This is a genomic window from Pelomonas parva, assembly GCF_043555835.1.
In the GTDB taxonomy this organism is placed as follows: Bacteria; Pseudomonadota; Gammaproteobacteria; order Burkholderiales; family Burkholderiaceae_C; genus Pelomonas; species Pelomonas parva.
On sequence record NZ_JBIGHV010000010.1, the window covers coordinates 186,955 to 204,593 of the forward strand.

The window sequence follows — 17,639 nt, forward strand, 5'->3', positions numbered from 1 at the left end:
ACCCATGAAAAACATTTCGATGCTGATCAACGGAGAAGCGACACAAGCCGCCAACGGCGCGACCTTCGATCGCCGCAACCCACTCGACGGCAGCGTGGCAACACGCGCGCCGGCTGCGACCGTGGCGGATGCCATCGCCGCGATCGATGCCGCCGCAAAGGCCTTTCCGGCCTGGTCTGCGACCGGTCCCGGTCAACGCCGCGCCCTGCTGCTGAAGGCCGCCCATGCGCTCGAAGCCAAGGGCGAAGCATTCGCCGCCGCGATCGCCGCAGAGACCGGGGGGTCCGCGCTGTGGGCAGGCTTCAACGTGCACCTCGCGGCAGGCACCCTGATCGAAGCGGCCGCGATGACAACGCAGATCAGCGGCGAAGTCATCCCGTCGGATGTGCCCGGCAGCCTGGCGATGGGCATTCGCCAGGCTGCGGGCGTGGTGCTCGGCATGGCGCCCTGGAACGCGCCGGTCATCCTCGGCATAAGAGCCATCGCCATGCCCTTGGCGTGCGGCAACACCGTCGTCCTGAAAGGTTCGGAACTGTGCCCCGCGACGCACGGCCTGATCGTCGAAGCCCTGCAAGAGGCCGGCTTGCCGAAGGGCGTGATCAACTTCGTGACCAACGCGCCGGCGGACGCCGCCGCCGTTGTGGAAGCCATGATTGCGCACCCGGCGGTTCGGCGCGTCAACTTCACCGGCTCTACCCACGTCGGCAAGATCATTGCGACCAGTTGCGCGAAACATCTGAAGCCCGCCGTGCTCGAACTCGGTGGCAAGGCACCGCTGCTAGTCCTCGATGACGCCGACCTGGATGCGGCCGTGAGCGCGGCCGCTTTCGGCGCCTTTGCCAACTCGGGTCAGATCTGCATGTCGACCGAACGCATCATTGTCGACGTCAAGATCGCGGACGACTTCGTGGCGCGCCTCGCCGCCAAAGCCTCAAGCCTGCCGCTCGGCGACCCCCGCCGGGGCCCGGTGGTGCTCGGCTCGGTGGTCGACATGAGCACCGTCGAACGCTGCAATGCGCTGATCGACGACGCGCTGGCCAAGGGCGCAAAACTTTTGTGCGGCGGCAAGGCCGATAGCACCTTGATGCCCGCCACGCTGCTCGACCATGTGACGCCAGAGATGAAGATTTACAGCGAAGAGTCCTTCGGCCCGGTCAAGGGCATCGTGCGGGTGAACGGCGAAGACGAGGCGGTGGCCTGCGCGAACGACAACCCCTATGGACTGTCGTCGGCAGTCTTCAGCCGCGATACCGCGCGAGCGTTGAACGTGGCCGCGCGTATTCAGGCGGGCATTTGCCATGTCAACGGCCCGACCGTCCATGACGAGGCACAGATGCCTTTCGGCGGCGTCAAGGGCAGTGGCATCGGCCGGTTTGGCGGGAAAGCCGCCGTGGCCGAGTTCACCGATCTGCGCTGGGTGACGGTGCAGACGCAGTGTCGCCACTACCCCTTCTGAACCACGGAGCGCGCGCCATGAAGATCGCCATTCTTGGCGCCGGTGCGATGGGGTCGCTGTTCGGCGGCCTGCTCGCCGAAGCCGGCCAGTCGGTCACCCTGATCGACATCAATGCGGCGCATCTCGGCGCCATCCGCGACACGGGGCTGCGGCTGACCAACGACAGCGGCGACCGCCACATCCTGGCACTGAAGGTCTGTCGACCCGAGCAGGCGACGGAGCCGCCCGATCTGCTGGTCGTCTTCACGAAGACCCTTCACACCGTCAGCGCGTTGAAGGGGGTCCAGCATCTGCTGTCGTCCGATACGCAGGTGCTGTCGCTACAGAACGGCCTGGGCAACGTCGAGGCGATCAGCGAGTTCGTTCCTGCGGGACAGATCATGATCGGCGTGACCACCTGGCCCGCCGACATGGTCGGCCCCGGACACGTTCACTCCCATGGCCAGGGCGCCATTCACCTGATGACGGCAGACGGTTCGGAGCGACCGGCGCTGGCCGCCTGCGTGGACTCCCTGTCGACCGCGGGGCTTCGCTGCGAAGCCGACCCGGAGGTCTGGGTGTCGATTTGGGAGAAGGTCGCGTTCAATGCGGCGCTCAACAGCATCTGCGCCGTGACGCGCTGCACCGTGGATCAGCTCGACTTGCTGCCGGAAGGCCGCGCATTGGCGCTGCAGGTCGTCACCGAAGCGATCGCCGTGGCGCGGGCCAGCGGGGTGGCGGCCGACCTCGCCAGGACAAGCGCCAAAGTCGTGAACGCGATCAAAGGGCATCGCGGGCACATGCCGTCCATGCTGCAGGACGTACTGGCCGGGCGCCCGACAGAGGTTGCGTCGATCAATGGCGCGATCGTCGCCGCAGGTCGAAGGCTGGGCGTGGCAACAACATGCACGGCAACGCTGCTGGAACTGGTTCGCCTGATCCAGGCCCGCGCGGTAGTCGGGACCGCATGAACGATCGAGATCAAGGACCAACGAAGGCATCGCAATCGGGCCTGCGATGGAGATCCTCCGCTGACCCTCAACCCTCCCGTCGTCCGAGGTCTGCGAGCGGACCAGCGAGCAGTTCGCAGGCGACGACACGAGCTCGGTGCTGGCCAACGCATGCACGAGGAGGTCTACCCTTTCGCATGGCTCGGCATGCATGCCGACACGGCTCCGGTCGACGGCGAGCCAGGGCGGACAGTGGTGGAAAACGACGTGGGTTTGACATTCGACTTTGCCTAGGCAGCATCGACCGCCCCGGCACACTGTGGCCGCTGACCCCACCAAAGGCGTAGGCACCGTGACCGCCCGGGCATTAGGGGATCGCGTCCACAGCGGGCAGGTCGAACGATTGCTGACCTCGCCAGAGAATCCCGTTCACGCGTTTTTTCATTCCGTGCGGTCCGTGGACTTTCACATGCACGCCGCAATGGAACTGGTCCTCGTGCTGCAAGGCGAGGTAGTGCTGTTCAGCGTCGGTTCGCAGAGGCGCCTGCTGCCGGGTGACGTAGCGATGGTGCGGGCGCGCGAGCCCCATGCATGCCAGGGGCTCGTCGACGACAACGTCCTGCTTGGCCTGCAAATCGATCCCTGGCTAACGCGTCACGATTCACAGTTCGGGCGCCGCGCGTTCGATCTGACGGTGCAGCACCAAGACGCCGAGAGCATGAAACGCGTGGCAAAGGTGCGCAGCCTCATGGCACGCACCATGCTCGAGATTCGCATGAAGCGTGCAGGATGGCCGATGGAGGTCGAAGCGCTGGTGCTCCGCCTGCTGGCGATCTTGTTGCGGCAGGTCCCTTGCACGCTGTCGGAGAGCGACGGCTGCGTACCGTTTCCGCAGGAGCAGGTGGTGCTCGGCGCCCGCTTGCACGCAGTGGCCGACTACATTCGCCGACACGCCCATGAACCCCTGTCCATCGAGGACGTGGCTCGCAACCACAGCCTGTCGGCAGGCTACCTTTCCCGTCTGTTCAAGTCGGAAGCCGGCGAAGGCTTCCACAGCTTCGTCACCAATCTTCGTCTGCGGCGGGCACTGGAGATGATGTCCGTGCCCCGTGCGCGGACTCTGACCTGCATCGCGCTCGAATGCGGCTTTCCGAGCAGCCGGGCCTTCAACGTCTCATTCCGGCGCACGCTCGGATGCACGCCTTCGACGTGGCGCGCCAGGTACCTGGAAACGGCCGCGCAAAGCCGCTCGGGCCTGGCGTACGGGGTGCATCACGAAAGCCTGGCCATGCAGCTGTTGCACAGCCTGGTGATGGAGGATCACTGAACATTGACAGGAACAAGTGGATCTAAAGCCGAGCAGGTCTGCACGATCGTCGGCGCCGGCCTTAGATCGCGACGTTCATGCGCAGGCCGAAGACAGTTGCACTGGGAACTTGCTTGATTGCGCCGGGCGCCTTGATGAACTGGATGCTTGGCTGGACGGATATCCACTTGGCCAAGTTCATACGATAGAACAACTCGGCGGTAACCTCGCGGCTGCCCAACGGCAGGTAATCGTGGCTGCTGAAGTCTCCGACAAGGCCATTTGCCAGGTTGACAGCGGCACGGCTGGCAGTGAAACGGTCGTTGATCTTCACCGCCGCTACGGAGAAACCCAGCATGTCCTGCGGGCGCGAATCGAACAAGCCCATGTAGTAAAAGCCCGCGCCGTAAGCCTTCTGCAGCACCTCGGTACGAGAGTCGTTGACGACCGCGCTGGCGAACAACCGCAAACCCTGGGGGCTGTCGCCGCCAGGGCCGGTCACTTGCTGTTCGCCGTACGCCCACAGCGTCTTCTTGCTGTTGCGCTGCACGCTGCTGTCGCTCAGATCAGCCGACTTGACGTTGCTGTAGTAGACGCCAGCAAAGTAGTTTCCGGCCATCTTCTTCTCACCAACGCTCGGGCGCCATCCCACCAGCACCGGGACGATCTGCCCCTGGGCGCCACGGTTGCTGAGCGAGAAACCCCTGCTGGTCTTGGTTGTGTCCGGGTTCTGCTCATAGACGCCTGCACGCGCGTACCAATTGCTGTTGAACTTGACTTCGCCCATCGCGCTCCAGGTGCTGATAGGCCAGCCGTACCAGATGCTGCTAACGCCCGGAACAGCGCCGCAGTTGATGAGGCTCTGGAACTCGCAACCCAGGGTCGTGGGGTAGAACTCTTCCGTAGGCGTCATCTTGCCCACACGCACACGCAAAGTGCGGTCGGCAAAGTGTTGGTTGTATGTGAGACGGGTTAGACGGCTGACCGAACCATAGCCCCACACCTCCTGGCTGAGGTTCGGCAAGGTTCCCGTGCGAGGGTCATTCAGGCGCGTCAAGCTCAACAGATCGCCGTTGTTCCGATTGGTGATGACGATGCTGAATTCGCCATCGATGCCGTGCTTGGGCATCAGGCTGTAATTCAGCAACGCAGTGGTCTGGTCGCTGCGTTCGGTCACTCGGTCTTCGTTGTAGCCGCCCTTCGCGTTGGTGGCAAACTCAGTGACATAGAAGAGTCCGAAAAACAAGCCGCTCTTGCCCATCTCGGTTCGGGCTCCGGCAAGATCACCCAGCATGAAAGGCGAATCGGCCGAGAAAGCCTGCATTGGCTGTGCCATCGCGCTAGCCGTACCTAGCGTGATCGCCGCCGCGATCAGTGTTCTGAATGAATGAGGTGTTGGGTAAGTCATCAGGATTTGGAAATTGAGAATGGGTTGAGCAGGAGCAACGTTCTGATCTCGCGCCATCGAGAAGTCGAAGTCGCCCAGGGCCGCAGACCTATTGAGGAGCGATCCTGAAAGATACCGACGTCCCGGAAGCCGAATCGCCCGTCAGCCAAAGATGGAAGTCCCCCGGTTCGACGCTTAGGTGATAGGCTGCATCATGAAATGAGAGGTGATGAACAGGTACCTCGAACTCGACCGTCTCGCATTGGCCGCTGCTGAGCGTGATCCGTTTGAAGGCCTTCAATTCCGTCACCGGCCGCGTCACGCTGGCGCAAAGGTCGCGCACGTACAACTGGACGGTTTCCGTTCCCGAGAACGCGCCGACGTTGGTCACCCGAACGCTGGCGAGCAACACGCCGTTCAGCGGAACAACCTCGTTCTTGACCTGTGGAGCGTCGTACTCGAATCGCGTGTAGCTCAGGCCGAAGCCGAATGGGAAGAGAGGGCGATGGTCCTCGTCGAGGTAAGCGGCACAGAAATGAGTAGGGTCCAGCGGCGTTCCAGATGGAATGCTCGGCGCATTGGGAGACGGGGGACGACCGGTGTTCTTGTGGCCGTAGTAGACGGGAATCTGACCTTCGGATCGCGGCATGCTCACGGGAAGTCGGCCGCTGGGGGACTCGCCGAACAGCAGGTCGGTGATCGCCGGCCCGCCTTCACTGCCGGGGTGCCAGGCCAACAACAATGCGCCCGCCGATTGCAGTGTTGGAGCGAGGACCAGCGGACGGCCGGTGAACAGAACGACCACCACGGGCGTCCCGGTGGCCGCCAACTTTTCCAGCAGACGCGCCTGTGCGCCGGGCAGCCCAAGGTGGGCGCGGCAATGGGCCTCGCCGCTCAGACCGGCGTCCTCTCCGAGGCACACGATGGCGACGTCGGCGCCTCGAACGGCGGCCTCCGCTGCCGCGAAGTTGGCTTCTCCGACGTCGCGGCAACTTGCCAGCCCCGGCTCGAAAGCCACACCCGGCTCGCCCAGTCGCTGGCGGATGGCGGCCAACACGGTCGTGGTTCGCCCGTGATCGGCGTCGAAGACCCAGCAGCCGAGCTGATCGCCCGGGGCATCGGCCATCGGCCCGACCACCGCCACCCGCTGCAGGTCATCGCGCAGCGGCAGAACACCGTCGTTCTTCAAAAGCACGCAGCTGTCGCGGGCCAGGGATCGTGCCAGCTCCAAACGCTTTGCCAGGGCCGGCATCTGCCGTTCCCGGCCGTAGGGTTGCTCAAAAAGCCCCAGCTCGAACTTGATGCGCAGAACGCGGCTGACTGCCTCGTCGATCTGTTCGATGCCGATCTGTCCCGACTCCAGGAGCAGCGGCAGGTGCCGCAGGAAGCTGCCACTGGCCATCTCCATGTCGACACCCCCGTGCAGCGCCTTGGCAGCCGCTTCGGCCTCGTCCCGGGCAAAGCCGTGCGTGATCATCTCGATGATCGAGTTCCAGTCGCTGACGACCAAACCGTCGAAACCCCAGGCCTTTTTCAGGGTATCGACAATCAACGGGCGGTGGCCGCTCATCGGCACGCCGTCCAACTCGTTGAACGCCGTCATCACGCTCATCGCGCCAGCCATGACCGCCGCCTGAAATGGCGGCAGGTAGGTATCGCGCAACTGGCGCTCGGTGATGTTGGCCTGCGAGTAATCGCGCCCGCCTTCGGCCGCGCCATAGCCCACGAAGTGCTTGGCGCAAGCCGCGATGCCGGCTAATTGATAGCCTTCGACCATCGCGCAGCCCATGATGCTGCCGAGCAAGGTGTCTTCACCGAAGCTCTCGGCGATGCGCCCCCAGCGCGGATCGCGCGCAATGTCTAGCATCGGCGAGAAGGTCCAGTTCACCCCTGCGGTGGCCGACTCGAGGGCTGCCAGCTCGGCGGCCTTCCGCACGGCGCAAGGGTCGAAGCTGGCGGCCTGCCCCAAGGGGATGGGAAAGATGGTGTTGAACCCGTGAATCACGTCGCGGCCGATGAGCAGCGGAATCCGCAGCCGCGACTGCTCGACGGCCAGCCACTGAAAGTGATAAGCGTCGTCTCCGACCGCGTTGATGACCGATCCGACCTCTCCGGCGCGAATCCGCCCGTCGATGTCACGCCCGTGGGGCTGAACCTGGCACAACTGCCCGATCTTCTCGGACAGGCTCATCTCGCCGAGGATCTCCTTGATCTGTGCTTTGCTCACAGTGCGACAGCTCCCCGAAGACGGACGTCGCGTGAAGACGCACCCACCAGTACGCCTACCGTACCCGAGGCGCGTCGCCAGACGCCGTTGCGCCACGCTTCGAGGGGGCGCTCATGCGAATCGCATCTCACGAGCAGCCTGATGTCCGCGGCCTCCCCGGCCTCAAGCCTCACCTTCGACCAATCGACCAAGCGCTTCGGCGGCTCTCCCTCCACGGGCAGAGAGAGGTACAGCTGCGCCACTTCCTGCCCCGCGCGCTCGCCGATGTTCTTGACAGTGAACCGCACGGCAATGCCCTCTGCGACTCTCTCAGTCGACAGCTCGGAGTACTCGAATTTCGTGTACGACAGCCCGAAGCCGAATTCGAATCGGGGTTGCAACTGCCTCGCGTCGAAACCCCGGTAGCCCACCTCGACACCTTCGTCGTAGTGGACTCGTCCGTCGACACCCGGGTAGTGGCGGCGGATCTGCGGGTCGAAGAGGCCGTCGTGATCACCGAGCGGGAACGTGATCGGCAATCGACCGGACGGGCAGACATCGCCAAAGATGATTCGCGCGAGCGCTGCACCCTGCTCCTGGCCGGCGTACCACGCGTGAAGGAGGGCTGGAACGCCGTTCTCCCAACTGATGGTCTCCAGAGGACCACCCGACATCGTGACGACCACGGTGCACGCATTGGCCGCCGCGACAGCACGGATCAATGCGCGCTGGTTGTTGGGCAGCCGAGTCGATGGGCGATCAGTGTGCTCGCTCTCGTAGGCTCGCGCCGCGACGACCACCAGGTCGGCACGCGCCGCCAACTCGACGGCATGTCGGATGTGATGGGACAAGAGCTGTGTCGGTGGGCGCCAGCCCAGTCGCAACTGGGCTCCGGTGAGCCAGCCCTGTGCCGGCGAATCGGCGGCGTACTCGATACGCAGATCGTGGCCCTGCGCGCCACCGCACAGCGCCAGGGCGAGCGGGACCACGGCGGGATCGGGGCCGCTGACGCCGCCGGCGATGTCGATGTCCTCCGAAAGCCCGATTGGGGACGACGCCGCCGCTGCGCCGACTTTGCTGGGGGAGTCCGTGTCGGCCTCGAAAACAGCCGGCAGCCCAATGTCACCGAAGCCTCCGCTGCCGCCGCCGCTGGCAACCCCGTTGCCGTGATAGCGAAAGTCCAGCACCAGTTCACCGTCCAGCCAGATCCGAACGGTTCCGAGCACTGTGACGGTCAGGTGATAGTGGCCATCGACCGGCACGAGCAGGCGACCGGTGAAGCGAGACGATGTCTGTGGGGTCAGTTCATTGGCGAAGGTCGGGTACTTCGGCGAGGCGGCACTGCACCCCGGAAAGTTGAAGAATCCGAGGTTCAGCGCCACCTGGGGCATGGTGAGCGTGGTGTGAGGGTCGCCCAAGTGGTCGGGGTTGGCCCAGAACTCGGCTCGCAAGCCATAGCCACTGTCGTCGGGCTGTCGGAAGAAGGTCGAAGGGATGCTTTCTTCGCCGGCGAGCAGGTCCGCTGCCGACACCGGATCACACCCTTGCGCGTACTCCACTTCGACCTCTGGCCCGAGACGATGGCGCAGACCATCGAGCAGACTCACCCCATGCGCGGGCCGCACCTTGCCGCTGCCACCACCGGCCGCACCCACACCATCCGCGTCCACGCCGACCACGAGCACCCGGCGCAAGCGGCCCGCATCGATCGGCAGCATCGGGCCGTCGTTCTTGAGCAGGACGATGCCTTCCTCCGCCACCGCCTGCGCATGCTCACGGTGGGACTCGGTATCGGCCGGCGTCAGACGCGGGCTCTCGTCGCGGCCGATCAGATCGAGGCCGATGACGGTGCGTAGGATGCGCGCGCACATCGCGTCCAGCGTCTCCACCGGCACGTCGCCCTGGTTAACCGCCATTTTGAGCGAGGCTCCATAGTGCACGCTTGCGGGCTGCTCCTGGTCCAGGCCGGCGAGCGCCGAGGGCACGGTGCTGTGCGTCGCGCCGTAGTCGCTCATGACCCATCCCCGGAAACCCATCTCCTCTCGCAGGACGGTTCGCAGCAACCACTGGTGTTCGCACGAGTACGTGCCGTTGACACGGTTGAATGCGCCCATCACCGAAGCCACAGGGACGGCGCCCAGCACGATCTCGAACGGGCGCAGGTACAACTCTCGCTGTGTTCGCTCATCGGCCTGCACGTCGATGCTGGCGCGCAAGTACTCTTGGTTATTGCAGGCAAAGTGCTTCAGGCTGCACAGCACGCCGCGCTTCTGGATGGCATCGACCTGCGCGGCCGCCATGCGGCCATTCAGCAGCGGATCTTCTCCCGAGGACTCGAAGATGCGGCCCGAGAGCGGCGCGCGCGCGATGTCGACGGCGGGACCCAGAAAGACGTTGTGTCCCGTCAAGCGGCACTCCGCGCCCAGCACCTCGCCATAGCGAGTCGCAAGGTTCAGATTCCACGACGCGGCCAATGCGATGGGCGCCGGCATGGCCGTGGCCTTGCCATCGTTGATGCCCATGTTCAGGCGCAGCCCCGGTGGGCCGTCGGCCATTGCCAGCGCCGGAATTCCGGCACTGTCGACCGCTGCGCTGTAGAAGCCGTGGTTGTGGTTGAGATCGCCCGTGACGAGTTCGATCTTGTCGTCGAGCGTCATCTTGCCGAGGATCTCGCGCACCCGGTTGGCGACATCGGCCGAATGTGGCCAGTCGCTTGCATTGTCGGAGTTGGATTGCATGTCGAAGTCCATGTTGATGGTGGCGTGGGCGTCGTCAGGAAGGGGCCCAGCCCTACTTGACCTTGCGGATCGGGATGACCGCCAGTGCTCCGACGGCCGAGATCAACGCTGCGGCGACGAACAGGGCGATGTAGTTCCCCTTGCCACCCTCCGCGCCGATCATCAGGAACAAGGGCGCGATAGCGGGTGCGACTGTCTGCGGCAGTGCATTGGCCAGATTGAAGATGCCGAGGTCCTTGGCGGACTCCGCCGGATTGGGCAACACCTGAGTGACCAGGGCCAGATCGACGGCCACGTAGACACCTTGACCAAAGCCAACGATCGCGATGCCCCAGAGGAAGCCCTCGAAGTCGTTGGCCATGCCGACGACTGCCAGGCCGGCGGCAAAGATCAAAGTCGACGACCAGACGAAGAACTTGCGGCGCTGCATCTTGTCGGAGAGCCAGCCGCTGAGCAGGCTGCCGATGACCGTGGTCGCCGTGGTGACGAGCGTGGCCGTCAGCATGGCGCCGGGGATCTGATCCGGCGTGAAGTGCAGCTTGTCGATGAGAAAGAAAACCTGGTAGGTCAGCAGCGTCGCCAGGCCCATGATCAGCATGAATCGGCTCACGAACGCCCAGGCGAAATCCGGGGCCTTGCGGGGGTCGATCCAGAAGCTCTTGGCCAGAGCGATCAGCTCCAGCTTCGGCATCGTGTCGGTCTTCAGCCGACGGTCCTCGAAGGACGGTAGGAACACCGCCAGCAGGACCACAAAGATCAGGCCCGGGGCCATGAACATCTGGAAGGTCGATCCGACCGCCTGAGCAAGATAAACGCCCCCGACGATGCCGACCTGCAGGCAGATGCCCAGCACGCCGGACACGACACCACGCTGTTCCTCAGGCACCTGGTCGGGCATGACCGCCGTCATGGTGGCCAGAACCGCGTTGAAGGCCAACTGCATCAGCCACCATCCCACAGCCACGACCATCAGATCGCCTGTGCCCATGAGGTACAAGGCGACCAGGACCAGCGCGGCGCCGGCCACCATCCATGGCTTGCGCATGCCGAATCTGGACGTGGTGCGATCGCTGAGCTGACCCACAATCGGATTGACGAGCATGGCGACGATGGCGCCAACTCCCAGGATCCAGGAAAGATTGGATTCCTTGTTGGCGGGATCGATTTCGTTCACCCGCAGTGCGAGCGTCATGACCGCTGGCGTCATGATGGCCATCCAAAGCCCGAAGAAGGCCAGGGCATACAAAACGATGAATCCGGCGCTCACGCGTTTGGACGGCGCCGCATAGTCCTTGGATGTGGCAAAGGCAATGGTCACAGAGGATCTCCTTCTATTTTCGATTCGCACGGGGCCTGAGCGGCGCACATAGATTCGCAGTGCAAGCGCCATCGCGCTATGCACTTTCTGACCAGGGCATAGGCGTTTTTCTGACCACTGATGACGCGGGTGCTTTCGCAGGCGTAGTCGTTTGACAGCACCGACGGCTGCGTGCAAATATGGCCCGCTACATCAAACGCCGAGCGACCGTGAGCAAAGAGGTCGCCACGCCGATCAGCCCATCATCCAGGGCATCGATGCACGAGATTTGGCCCGGCAGTCGCCCGAGTTCCTCGGTGACGCTGGCTAATTGATCCAACGTACAAAGACTGAAGCGCGCTTCATCCAACCATGCTTTTGAACGCTGATGATTTCCGCGAGGAGGCCAGACGGCTCCTGCCAAGGTTCGTCTTCGACTACGTCGACGGCGCAGCAGATGACGGCGACTGTTTACGCCGCAACCGGTCCGATCTTGAATCGCTGACCCTCGCGCCTCGCGTGCTGCGCGACACGACTGTCATAGATACATCCATCGAGGTCTTTGGCAGGCAGTGGCGCGTTCCGTTTGGCATCGCTCCGACCGGCCTGAATGGTTTGGTGCAACCCGGCGGGGATGCGATCCTGTCGGCGGCAGCGGATAGAGCCGGCGCTCCGTTCGCGTTGTCGACCGCCTCAAACATGCGACTCGAAGACGTGCGAGCCGCAGCACCCGGCGGCGTGCAGTGGATGCAGCTCTACGTGATGCACCGCGAGATGGCGCAGCGCATCGTTCAACGCGCCCAGAAGGCCGGTTATCAGGCGCTGGTGCTGACCGTTGATGTGCCCGTCAGCGGCAATCGCGAACTCGATGCTCGCAATGGCTTCAAGATGCCGTTCAGGCCGACGCCGAAACTGGCATGGGACTTGATCACTCACCCGCGTTGGGCACTGCGCGCGGCGCGCGCCGGGGCACCGGACTTTGCCAACATCACCGCGGACGGCGCTGACGCAGGCTCCGCGAGCATGCAGGCTGCGCTATTGGCCCGAGCGATGGATCGAAGCCTCGTCTGGGAGACGCTGGCCCGGCTGCGCGACGACTGGAAGGGGCCGCTATTGTTGAAGGGCCTGCTGCATCCGCATGACGCGCGTCTCGCGGTCGAACATGGTGTCGACGGCCTCATCGTGTCGAATCATGGCGGCCGGCAACTCGACGCGTCACCCTCGGCGATTTCGGCGTTGCCTGGTGTCGTCGCGGCGGTGCAAGGGCGGATGCCGGTGTTCATGGACAGCGGCATTCGTCGAGGCACCCACATCGCGAAGGCGATTGCGTTGGGAGCCACGGGGGTATTCGTCGGACGGCCTGTGCTCTATGGGTTGGCGGCGCGCGGGGCGGTTGGCGTGGATCGGGTCCTCGGGTTGTTGGCCGAGGAACTTGTTCGGACGATGACGCTGCTGGGGACGCCGAGGATCGCCGACCTGAGATCATTGATCGATGCGCCATTGAACGTGCGTCAATGACGCGCCCATTGCTCGGTCAGTCGTCGCTCTCGTCGGTGCCGCCCACGTCGCTCATGCCATGCGAGAAGTTCATGCTCGTCTTGCGCGGTGCTCGATTGATCATCAGGCGCACGACGTCGCCGCGCGCGTAGTGCCCGGCGGGGTCGTAAGCAGCCTTGGCCATCGCGATCGTCGTGAGGTCGATGTCGGCATACAGAATGCCTTCCTGGCCCTCCGGCAGCGGCTTCACCAGCGGTTGGCCGTCGGGCCCGAAGATCATGGAGAAACCGCCGCCGGGCTTGGCGCCGTCCGAGTTCAGCAGCTGCACTTTCTCGGGCGTGTCGCACAGGAGATCGAACATGTCCTGGCCCGTCAGGGCAGTCGCATGCAATACGAAACAACCTCCCTCGAGCGCATAGACCTGGCTCGCGGCCAGGTTGACTTCATGCCCGAGCGCGTAGGCCATACCCTTGTACAAGGTGAACGATGGCCAAGAGGCGACGTGTACCTGCTCGTGCATCGAGTACATCGCGTACTTCGACAGGGGTTGGATGTGCTCCGCGCAACACAGCGCGCCCACTCGGCCAATGCTGGTCGGCACGACCTGAAAGTCGGAGCCGTCCCCTTCGCCGAACAGGGTTCTCTCGACGTGGGTTGGCTTCAGCTTTCGGCGCTTGAAAAGAATCTCGCCGTTGTCGCCGATCAGCACTTGACTCAGGTAAAGGCTGCCTCCGTCGACTTCTGAAAACCCCATCACGACATTGATGCGGCCTTTTGCGGCGGCGGCGCACAGTGCGGCAATCTCGGGGCCGTCTGCTCGCAGCGAGTTTGCGTGATAGCGCGGCACGAACTGCATGCCCCAGGCCGGAGTGCCGAGCCATAACCACCACGGGTATCCCGGAATCCAGACCTCGGGGAAAGCCAATAGCTTGGCGCCGGCTGCTGAGGCCTCTTCGATCAGGCCGATGGCCTTGTCGACCGAAGCCTTGGCATCGAGGAAGACGGGAGCCGCCTGGACGACGGCAACTTTGAACGCTGTGCTGGACATGATGGAACCTCTCAGGGGTTTATCGGGAACGGGAGCGAGGGCAAAAGGTGACTGGCGAACGCCCCGAGCATGCTGTCGGCTCGGACACCGGACTTCACTGGGATCCGGCGAGCCGCAACAGTCCGGTTTTTGGATGGCAGTTCAGGTACTCGAAACTCTGGCTCGCGGCGCGCAGCACCGAGACTTCGTGATACAGCCTCAAATCGAGCTTGAAGTTCATTTGCTGCACCGTGCGCATGAAGGCACCGAAGATCTCTAGGTGAGTCGAGTGGCTCTCCGACCAGCGCTCCATGCACTCGAGGTCACGCCACCACGACAGTCCGTAGCTCCGCTCGACCGGCGAGAAGTCATCGTCGACATGGACGAGGTAGCGATTGCCCAGGCAACCGACGTCCAAGCCGCTATCGCGCAGGAAGTCCATGCCCTCGCGCAGCTTCGGCTCGATCTGCTGCAAGTAGAGCCGACGCTCCCGCCCCTGCGTGTCGGACCAATCCTGGCCCGAGCGGATCAGTGCGAGGTTCTCGAGCCCGCTCATGCGCACGCGACGACCTGGTACGGGCGGGGCGATCACGCCAGCGCCGCGCAGCGCATCGGTTTGTGATGCCGGCAAGCGATCGCGCATGCTCCCCCAATAGGCGTGCTCCTGAATCTCGCCGCTCATCGAGGGAGCCAGAATCGATAGCCCTTCCGGGTGGTCCCCCGTGGAGAAAAGCGTCTCGAATCGCTCGACCTCCGGCTTGGCGACTTCGCAGAACCACCCGCAGGGCCCTTCCAGCCGGTCTTCCGAGTTCCACCAGCGGTCGAAGTCCTGGCCGCGCTGCCAACGCTCGAAAGACGCCATATCCGTCCAGTAGGCCGCCCACACGAGCGTGTCGTAGCCGGCATCGTCGATGGCGAATGCCAGGTCGTGGTGGCGCGGACCATCCGCCAACGTGGCGGCGTGGCGCAGGAATGCCAAGCCCTCGCGCGCGGCCATACGTCCCGGGCCGCTGCGGTACTGGACGCCGAAGTAGGCGATGACGACCTGTTTCACTGACGCATCCAGGCGCGCGGTATACGCGGGGTTGGGAGGCACGTAAGCGTCAAAAGCACGCGGCTCCCGCGTACGCGGGCAGCGGAGATGGGTAGGGATGGCTGAATCCAAGGGAGCCTCAGGTAGTTTCATGGCCTGACACTGGGCGCCACGATGCAATCCAGGCGCACATGCGCCTGCGGCGGGAGGATCGCTGGATATTCACGACTGTCTCCCGTCGGCATCGAGCTCGAAAGCTTCCATCAAGGCCACCAGCCGCTGTGCCTCGGTGTCCATGGATGTGGCCGCAGCGGCAAGTTGCTCGGACAGCGCCGAGTTCTGTTGCGTCCCGCCGTCGATGAGGGCGATGCGTTCGTTGAGCTGGCCGACGTTCCCGGTCTGCGTTTGAACCGCCGCCGCGATAGCTGTTACCGCGTTTGCGGCATCGTCACTGTTGCGCGCAAGCTCGCCCACCCCTGAAGCCGCTTGCTCGGCAAGCTGAGCACCCTGCTCGCTTCGGCCGATGCTGTCCGCAGCAATCTGCTTGATCTCGAGCGCCGCCTGCGCCGACTTGTGAGCGAGTGCCCGCACCTCGCTGGCGACGACGGCGAAACCTCGGCCATGCTCGCCCGCACGGGCTGCCTCCACTGCCGCATTCAGCGCGAGGATATTGGTCTGATGGGCGACGCCGTCGATCAGTGAGCTGATGTCCGCGATTCGTCGCGCGCTCTGGTGAATGGCCAGGATGGACTCGCGCAGTTCGCCCAGCATCTTCGCGCTGACCCGAGCGTGTTGAGCCGAATCGCGGGACCGTTGATCCGCCTGCGCTACGCCGCCTGCGCTATGTGTAGCCATGCTTTCCAGCGCGCGAGACAGACTGAGCGCCTCTTGCACATATGCCGCCTGCCGCTCGGTTCGCTGACTGAGATCACCGCTGCCCTGTGCGATCTCTCGGCTGGCCCCCGCAACGCCCAGGGCGCCGCGCCTGACTTCGGCCACCAGTTCATGCCAGCGGCGGGCCATGAGGTGCAGGTCCTTCATGAGCGCGGCCAGTTCGTCGTGACCCTGTACGTCGCCGTGAAGGGTCAGCTTGCCCTGCGCCAAGGCTTGCGCAGCCCGCTGCGCCTGCTCAAGCATGCGTGCGATTCGCCGGACGATGGGCCAGGCGAGGCCACCCGCCGCGACCAAGGTCACCGCGATGCCGAGGGCCGTAGCCCACTGCGACAGAGCGCGCAGCGTCGATGCGCTCTCGGCGAACGCGCTGGCGCGCGCCGAGTTGGCCTCAGCGAGATTCCGTAGCGCATCGCGAGCGGCGTCAAAGGACATACTCGCCTCGCCGCCGAGCAGTTCGGTCGCCTGCAGTGGCAGCCCATCGACCATGAACTGCCGGACACGCCGGTCCTGTTCGAGATAGGCCTGCCAGGCTTTCCGAAATTGCGTGAACGCCGCGCGCGTTGCCGGGTCGGGCTCAAGTTCCAGAAGGCGCTGTCCGTCAGCGTTGAGCTCCGTTAGTACGCGGGCCATCTCCGCTTCAAGACCGGGCCGTTCAGTCTCCGGGGCCAGGGTGTGCTGGAATTGCCCGATGCGATAGGCAGCCGCCCGCGAGGCCAGCGATCCAAGGGCCGCACGCGCTGGCAGCTGCTGGCGCACGGTCTGTTCGGTTGCAGCCGCGAGCCGGCTCGCGCTCCACAGGCCAACACCACCTTGAACGAGGGCGGCAAGCAGCACCGCTGCGAAGGCGAGCACCAAGCGGTGCCGTATCGTTTTTGGCCAGAAGAAGCGCATGGTTCCTTCCCGTCAGCCCATGGGGATTGCTCTTGGGGTGGGGGTCAGAAGGGAATCAGGGTCTTGAGCCAGAAGGCTGTGCCCTGCGTCGAGTTGCGCACGGCGGTTTCCTTCTGTAGCTTGGCGGTGATGAACCAGCCAGCACCGTTGTCGTATTTGATGGACGGGCCGATGGAGAACGCACGCACCTTGCTGTCGGCCAGAGTGGCGCCGGCGCTCTTGTCGTTGCCCAGCTGTTGCCACGCGTGACCGCCGACGCCGACCGTCCAGCCGTTGCCAAGTCCCCAGCCGGCCGCATAGTCGATGAAGAGCTCGTTGCCGCTGCGGTAGTCGGTGTCCTTGTTGCGCTGGTTCAGGTTGAACGTGAACTTCAGGTCCCCGTTGAATCCCTTGGCGTCGGTCCAACTCAACGCATACAGTGGCTGCCAGGTCGCGTAGTTGCGGCCGATGTTGGCCAGATCGTCCTTGCCGTAACCCCCGGTCGGCAGTACCAGATCAAGGCCGAGCGCTGTGTGGAACTGCGGCGAGTAGTGAGTCGCCAGACCGATGCCGACAGTGACGTCGCCGATCCCGGTCTTGTGCTGGCTGTTGCCGGCCGCATTCACCTTCAGGTCAACCAGCGGAATGACGCTGTGGAAGACGATGTTGCCGCCCAGCGCCTGGTACGTCGTGGACCACACCGGCCGCAGAACTAGGGCCCCGGCCTGCACCTTGAAACCCGGGATAGGGATTTCATTGCCGTCCTTGTCGTTGAGTCGGTCGGCCGAATAGACGTTGCCATAGCCCAGCCAGTACAGCCCCGGCGGTGGCACCGCACCGGCCAGGTAGTTCTCGACGCCACGCGGATAGGCCGAGCCGCCGCCCTCCGTGGCTTGGGCCAGGCCTGCCGCCCCGAGGGACAGGGCCAGTGAAAGCGTGCAGCAGCGAACTGAGGTCATGGAAAAGGGACTCCTATGGTTGGTTGACATTCAGGGGATC

The 17,639-nt window shown here is 64.2% G+C and carries 12 protein-coding genes; 4 read left to right on the forward strand and 8 right to left on the reverse strand.

Translation table 11 applies throughout. The features are described 5' to 3' along the window. Positions 1-4 precede the first annotated feature (4 nt). The 3 genes from ACG00Y_RS23900 to ACG00Y_RS23910 all read left to right on the forward strand — a co-directional run bounded on the left by ACG00Y_RS23900 (position 5) and on the right by ACG00Y_RS23910 (position 3,712). On the forward strand, positions 5-1,456 hold the full coding sequence (locus ACG00Y_RS23900; protein WP_394483278.1) for an aldehyde dehydrogenase: 1,452 nt from the start codon (positions 5-7) through the stop codon (positions 1,454-1,456). 17 nt (positions 1,457-1,473) lie between these two features. After that, complete coding sequence (locus ACG00Y_RS23905; RefSeq protein ID WP_394483280.1) at positions 1,474-2,406, forward strand: ketopantoate reductase family protein; 933 nt, start codon at positions 1,474-1,476, stop codon at positions 2,404-2,406. A 460-nt stretch (positions 2,407-2,866) separates the two neighbouring features. Next, a complete protein-coding gene (locus ACG00Y_RS23910) occupies positions 2,867-3,712 on the forward strand; it encodes an AraC family transcriptional regulator (protein WP_394483282.1) in 846 nt (281 codons plus the stop codon). Positions 3,713-3,773: 61 nt separating this feature from the next. On the opposite strand, the gene ACG00Y_RS23915 is transcribed toward ACG00Y_RS23910, so the two are convergent. Genes ACG00Y_RS23915 through ACG00Y_RS23930 form a run of 4 tightly spaced genes read right to left on the reverse strand, consistent with a single transcriptional unit; the run spans position 3,774 to position 11,340 of the window. After that, positions 3,774-5,156 carry a carbohydrate porin gene (locus ACG00Y_RS23915; protein ID WP_394483283.1) on the reverse strand — a complete coding sequence of 461 codons (1,383 nt, stop codon included), beginning with the start codon at positions 5,154-5,156 and terminating at the stop codon, positions 3,774-3,776. A gap of 31 nt (positions 5,157-5,187) precedes the next feature. Further along, positions 5,188-7,305, reverse strand: a complete 2,118-nt coding sequence (locus ACG00Y_RS23920; protein WP_394483285.1) for a glycoside hydrolase family 3 N-terminal domain-containing protein — start codon at positions 7,303-7,305, stop codon at positions 5,188-5,190. Continuing rightward, on the reverse strand, positions 7,302-10,022 hold the full coding sequence (locus tag ACG00Y_RS23925) for a beta-glucosidase (RefSeq protein WP_394483287.1): 2,721 nt from the start codon (positions 10,020-10,022) through the stop codon (positions 7,302-7,304). Before ACG00Y_RS23925 ends, ACG00Y_RS23920 begins: the two co-directional genes overlap by 4 nt. 52 nt (positions 10,023-10,074) lie before the next feature. Next, the gene (locus ACG00Y_RS23930; RefSeq protein WP_394483289.1) at positions 10,075-11,340 is read right to left on the reverse strand and encodes an MFS transporter; all 1,266 of its coding nucleotides are present in this window, start codon (positions 11,338-11,340) and stop codon (positions 10,075-10,077) included. A gap of 351 nt (positions 11,341-11,691) precedes the next feature. Here ACG00Y_RS23930 and ACG00Y_RS23935 point away from each other — a divergent pair, with 351 nt between their 5' ends. Beyond that, positions 11,692-12,837, forward strand: coding sequence for an alpha-hydroxy acid oxidase (locus ACG00Y_RS23935; protein ID WP_394483291.1), 1,146 nt, complete (start codon positions 11,692-11,694; stop codon positions 12,835-12,837). Positions 12,838-12,853: 16 nt separating this feature from the next. On the opposite strand, the gene ACG00Y_RS23940 is transcribed toward ACG00Y_RS23935, so the two are convergent. From ACG00Y_RS23940 to ACG00Y_RS23955, 4 genes are all read right to left on the reverse strand, one after another. After that, on the reverse strand, positions 12,854-13,864 hold the full coding sequence (locus ACG00Y_RS23940; RefSeq protein WP_394483293.1) for a nitrilase: 1,011 nt from the start codon (positions 13,862-13,864) through the stop codon (positions 12,854-12,856). A 94-nt stretch (positions 13,865-13,958) separates the two neighbouring features. Continuing rightward, positions 13,959-14,897, reverse strand: coding sequence for a phenylacetaldoxime dehydratase family protein (locus ACG00Y_RS23945; RefSeq protein ID WP_394483294.1), 939 nt, complete (start codon positions 14,895-14,897; stop codon positions 13,959-13,961). A gap of 201 nt (positions 14,898-15,098) precedes the next feature. Beyond that, positions 15,099-16,661 (reverse strand): methyl-accepting chemotaxis protein, encoded by a 1,563-nt coding sequence (locus tag ACG00Y_RS23950; RefSeq protein WP_394483296.1) that lies wholly within the window; start codon positions 16,659-16,661, stop codon positions 15,099-15,101. A 44-nt stretch (positions 16,662-16,705) separates the two neighbouring features. Beyond that, a complete protein-coding gene (locus ACG00Y_RS23955) occupies positions 16,706-17,629 on the reverse strand; it encodes a SphA family protein (protein WP_394483298.1) in 924 nt (307 codons plus the stop codon). Positions 17,630-17,639 lie beyond the last annotated feature (10 nt).

What these genes read in the sequence shown, in the direction of transcription:
- ACG00Y_RS23950 (WP_394483296.1), bottom strand. Translation starts at nt 16,661, where the DNA reads ATGCGCTTCTTCTGGCCAAAAACGATACGGCACCGCTTGGTGCTCGCC.
- ACG00Y_RS23900 (WP_394483278.1), top strand. Translation starts at nt 5, where the DNA reads ATGAAAAACATTTCGATGCTGATCAACGGAGAAGCGACACAAGCCGCC.
- ACG00Y_RS23905 (WP_394483280.1), top strand. Translation starts at nt 1,474, where the DNA reads ATGAAGATCGCCATTCTTGGCGCCGGTGCGATGGGGTCGCTGTTCGGC.
- ACG00Y_RS23910 (WP_394483282.1), top strand. Translation starts at nt 2,867, where the DNA reads ATGGAACTGGTCCTCGTGCTGCAAGGCGAGGTAGTGCTGTTCAGCGTC.
- ACG00Y_RS23955 (WP_394483298.1), bottom strand. Translation starts at nt 17,629, where the DNA reads ATGTCAACCAACCATAGGAGTCCCTTTTCCATGACCTCAGTTCGCTGC.
- ACG00Y_RS23940 (WP_394483293.1), bottom strand. Translation starts at nt 13,864, where the DNA reads ATGTCCAGCACAGCGTTCAAAGTTGCCGTCGTCCAGGCGGCTCCCGTC.
- ACG00Y_RS23935 (WP_394483291.1), top strand. Translation starts at nt 11,692, where the DNA reads ATGCTTTTGAACGCTGATGATTTCCGCGAGGAGGCCAGACGGCTCCTG.
- ACG00Y_RS23915 (WP_394483283.1), bottom strand. Translation starts at nt 5,156, where the DNA reads ATGGCGCGAGATCAGAACGTTGCTCCTGCTCAACCCATTCTCAATTTC.
- ACG00Y_RS23925 (WP_394483287.1), bottom strand. Translation starts at nt 10,022, where the DNA reads ATGCAATCCAACTCCGACAATGCAAGCGACTGGCCACATTCGGCCGAT.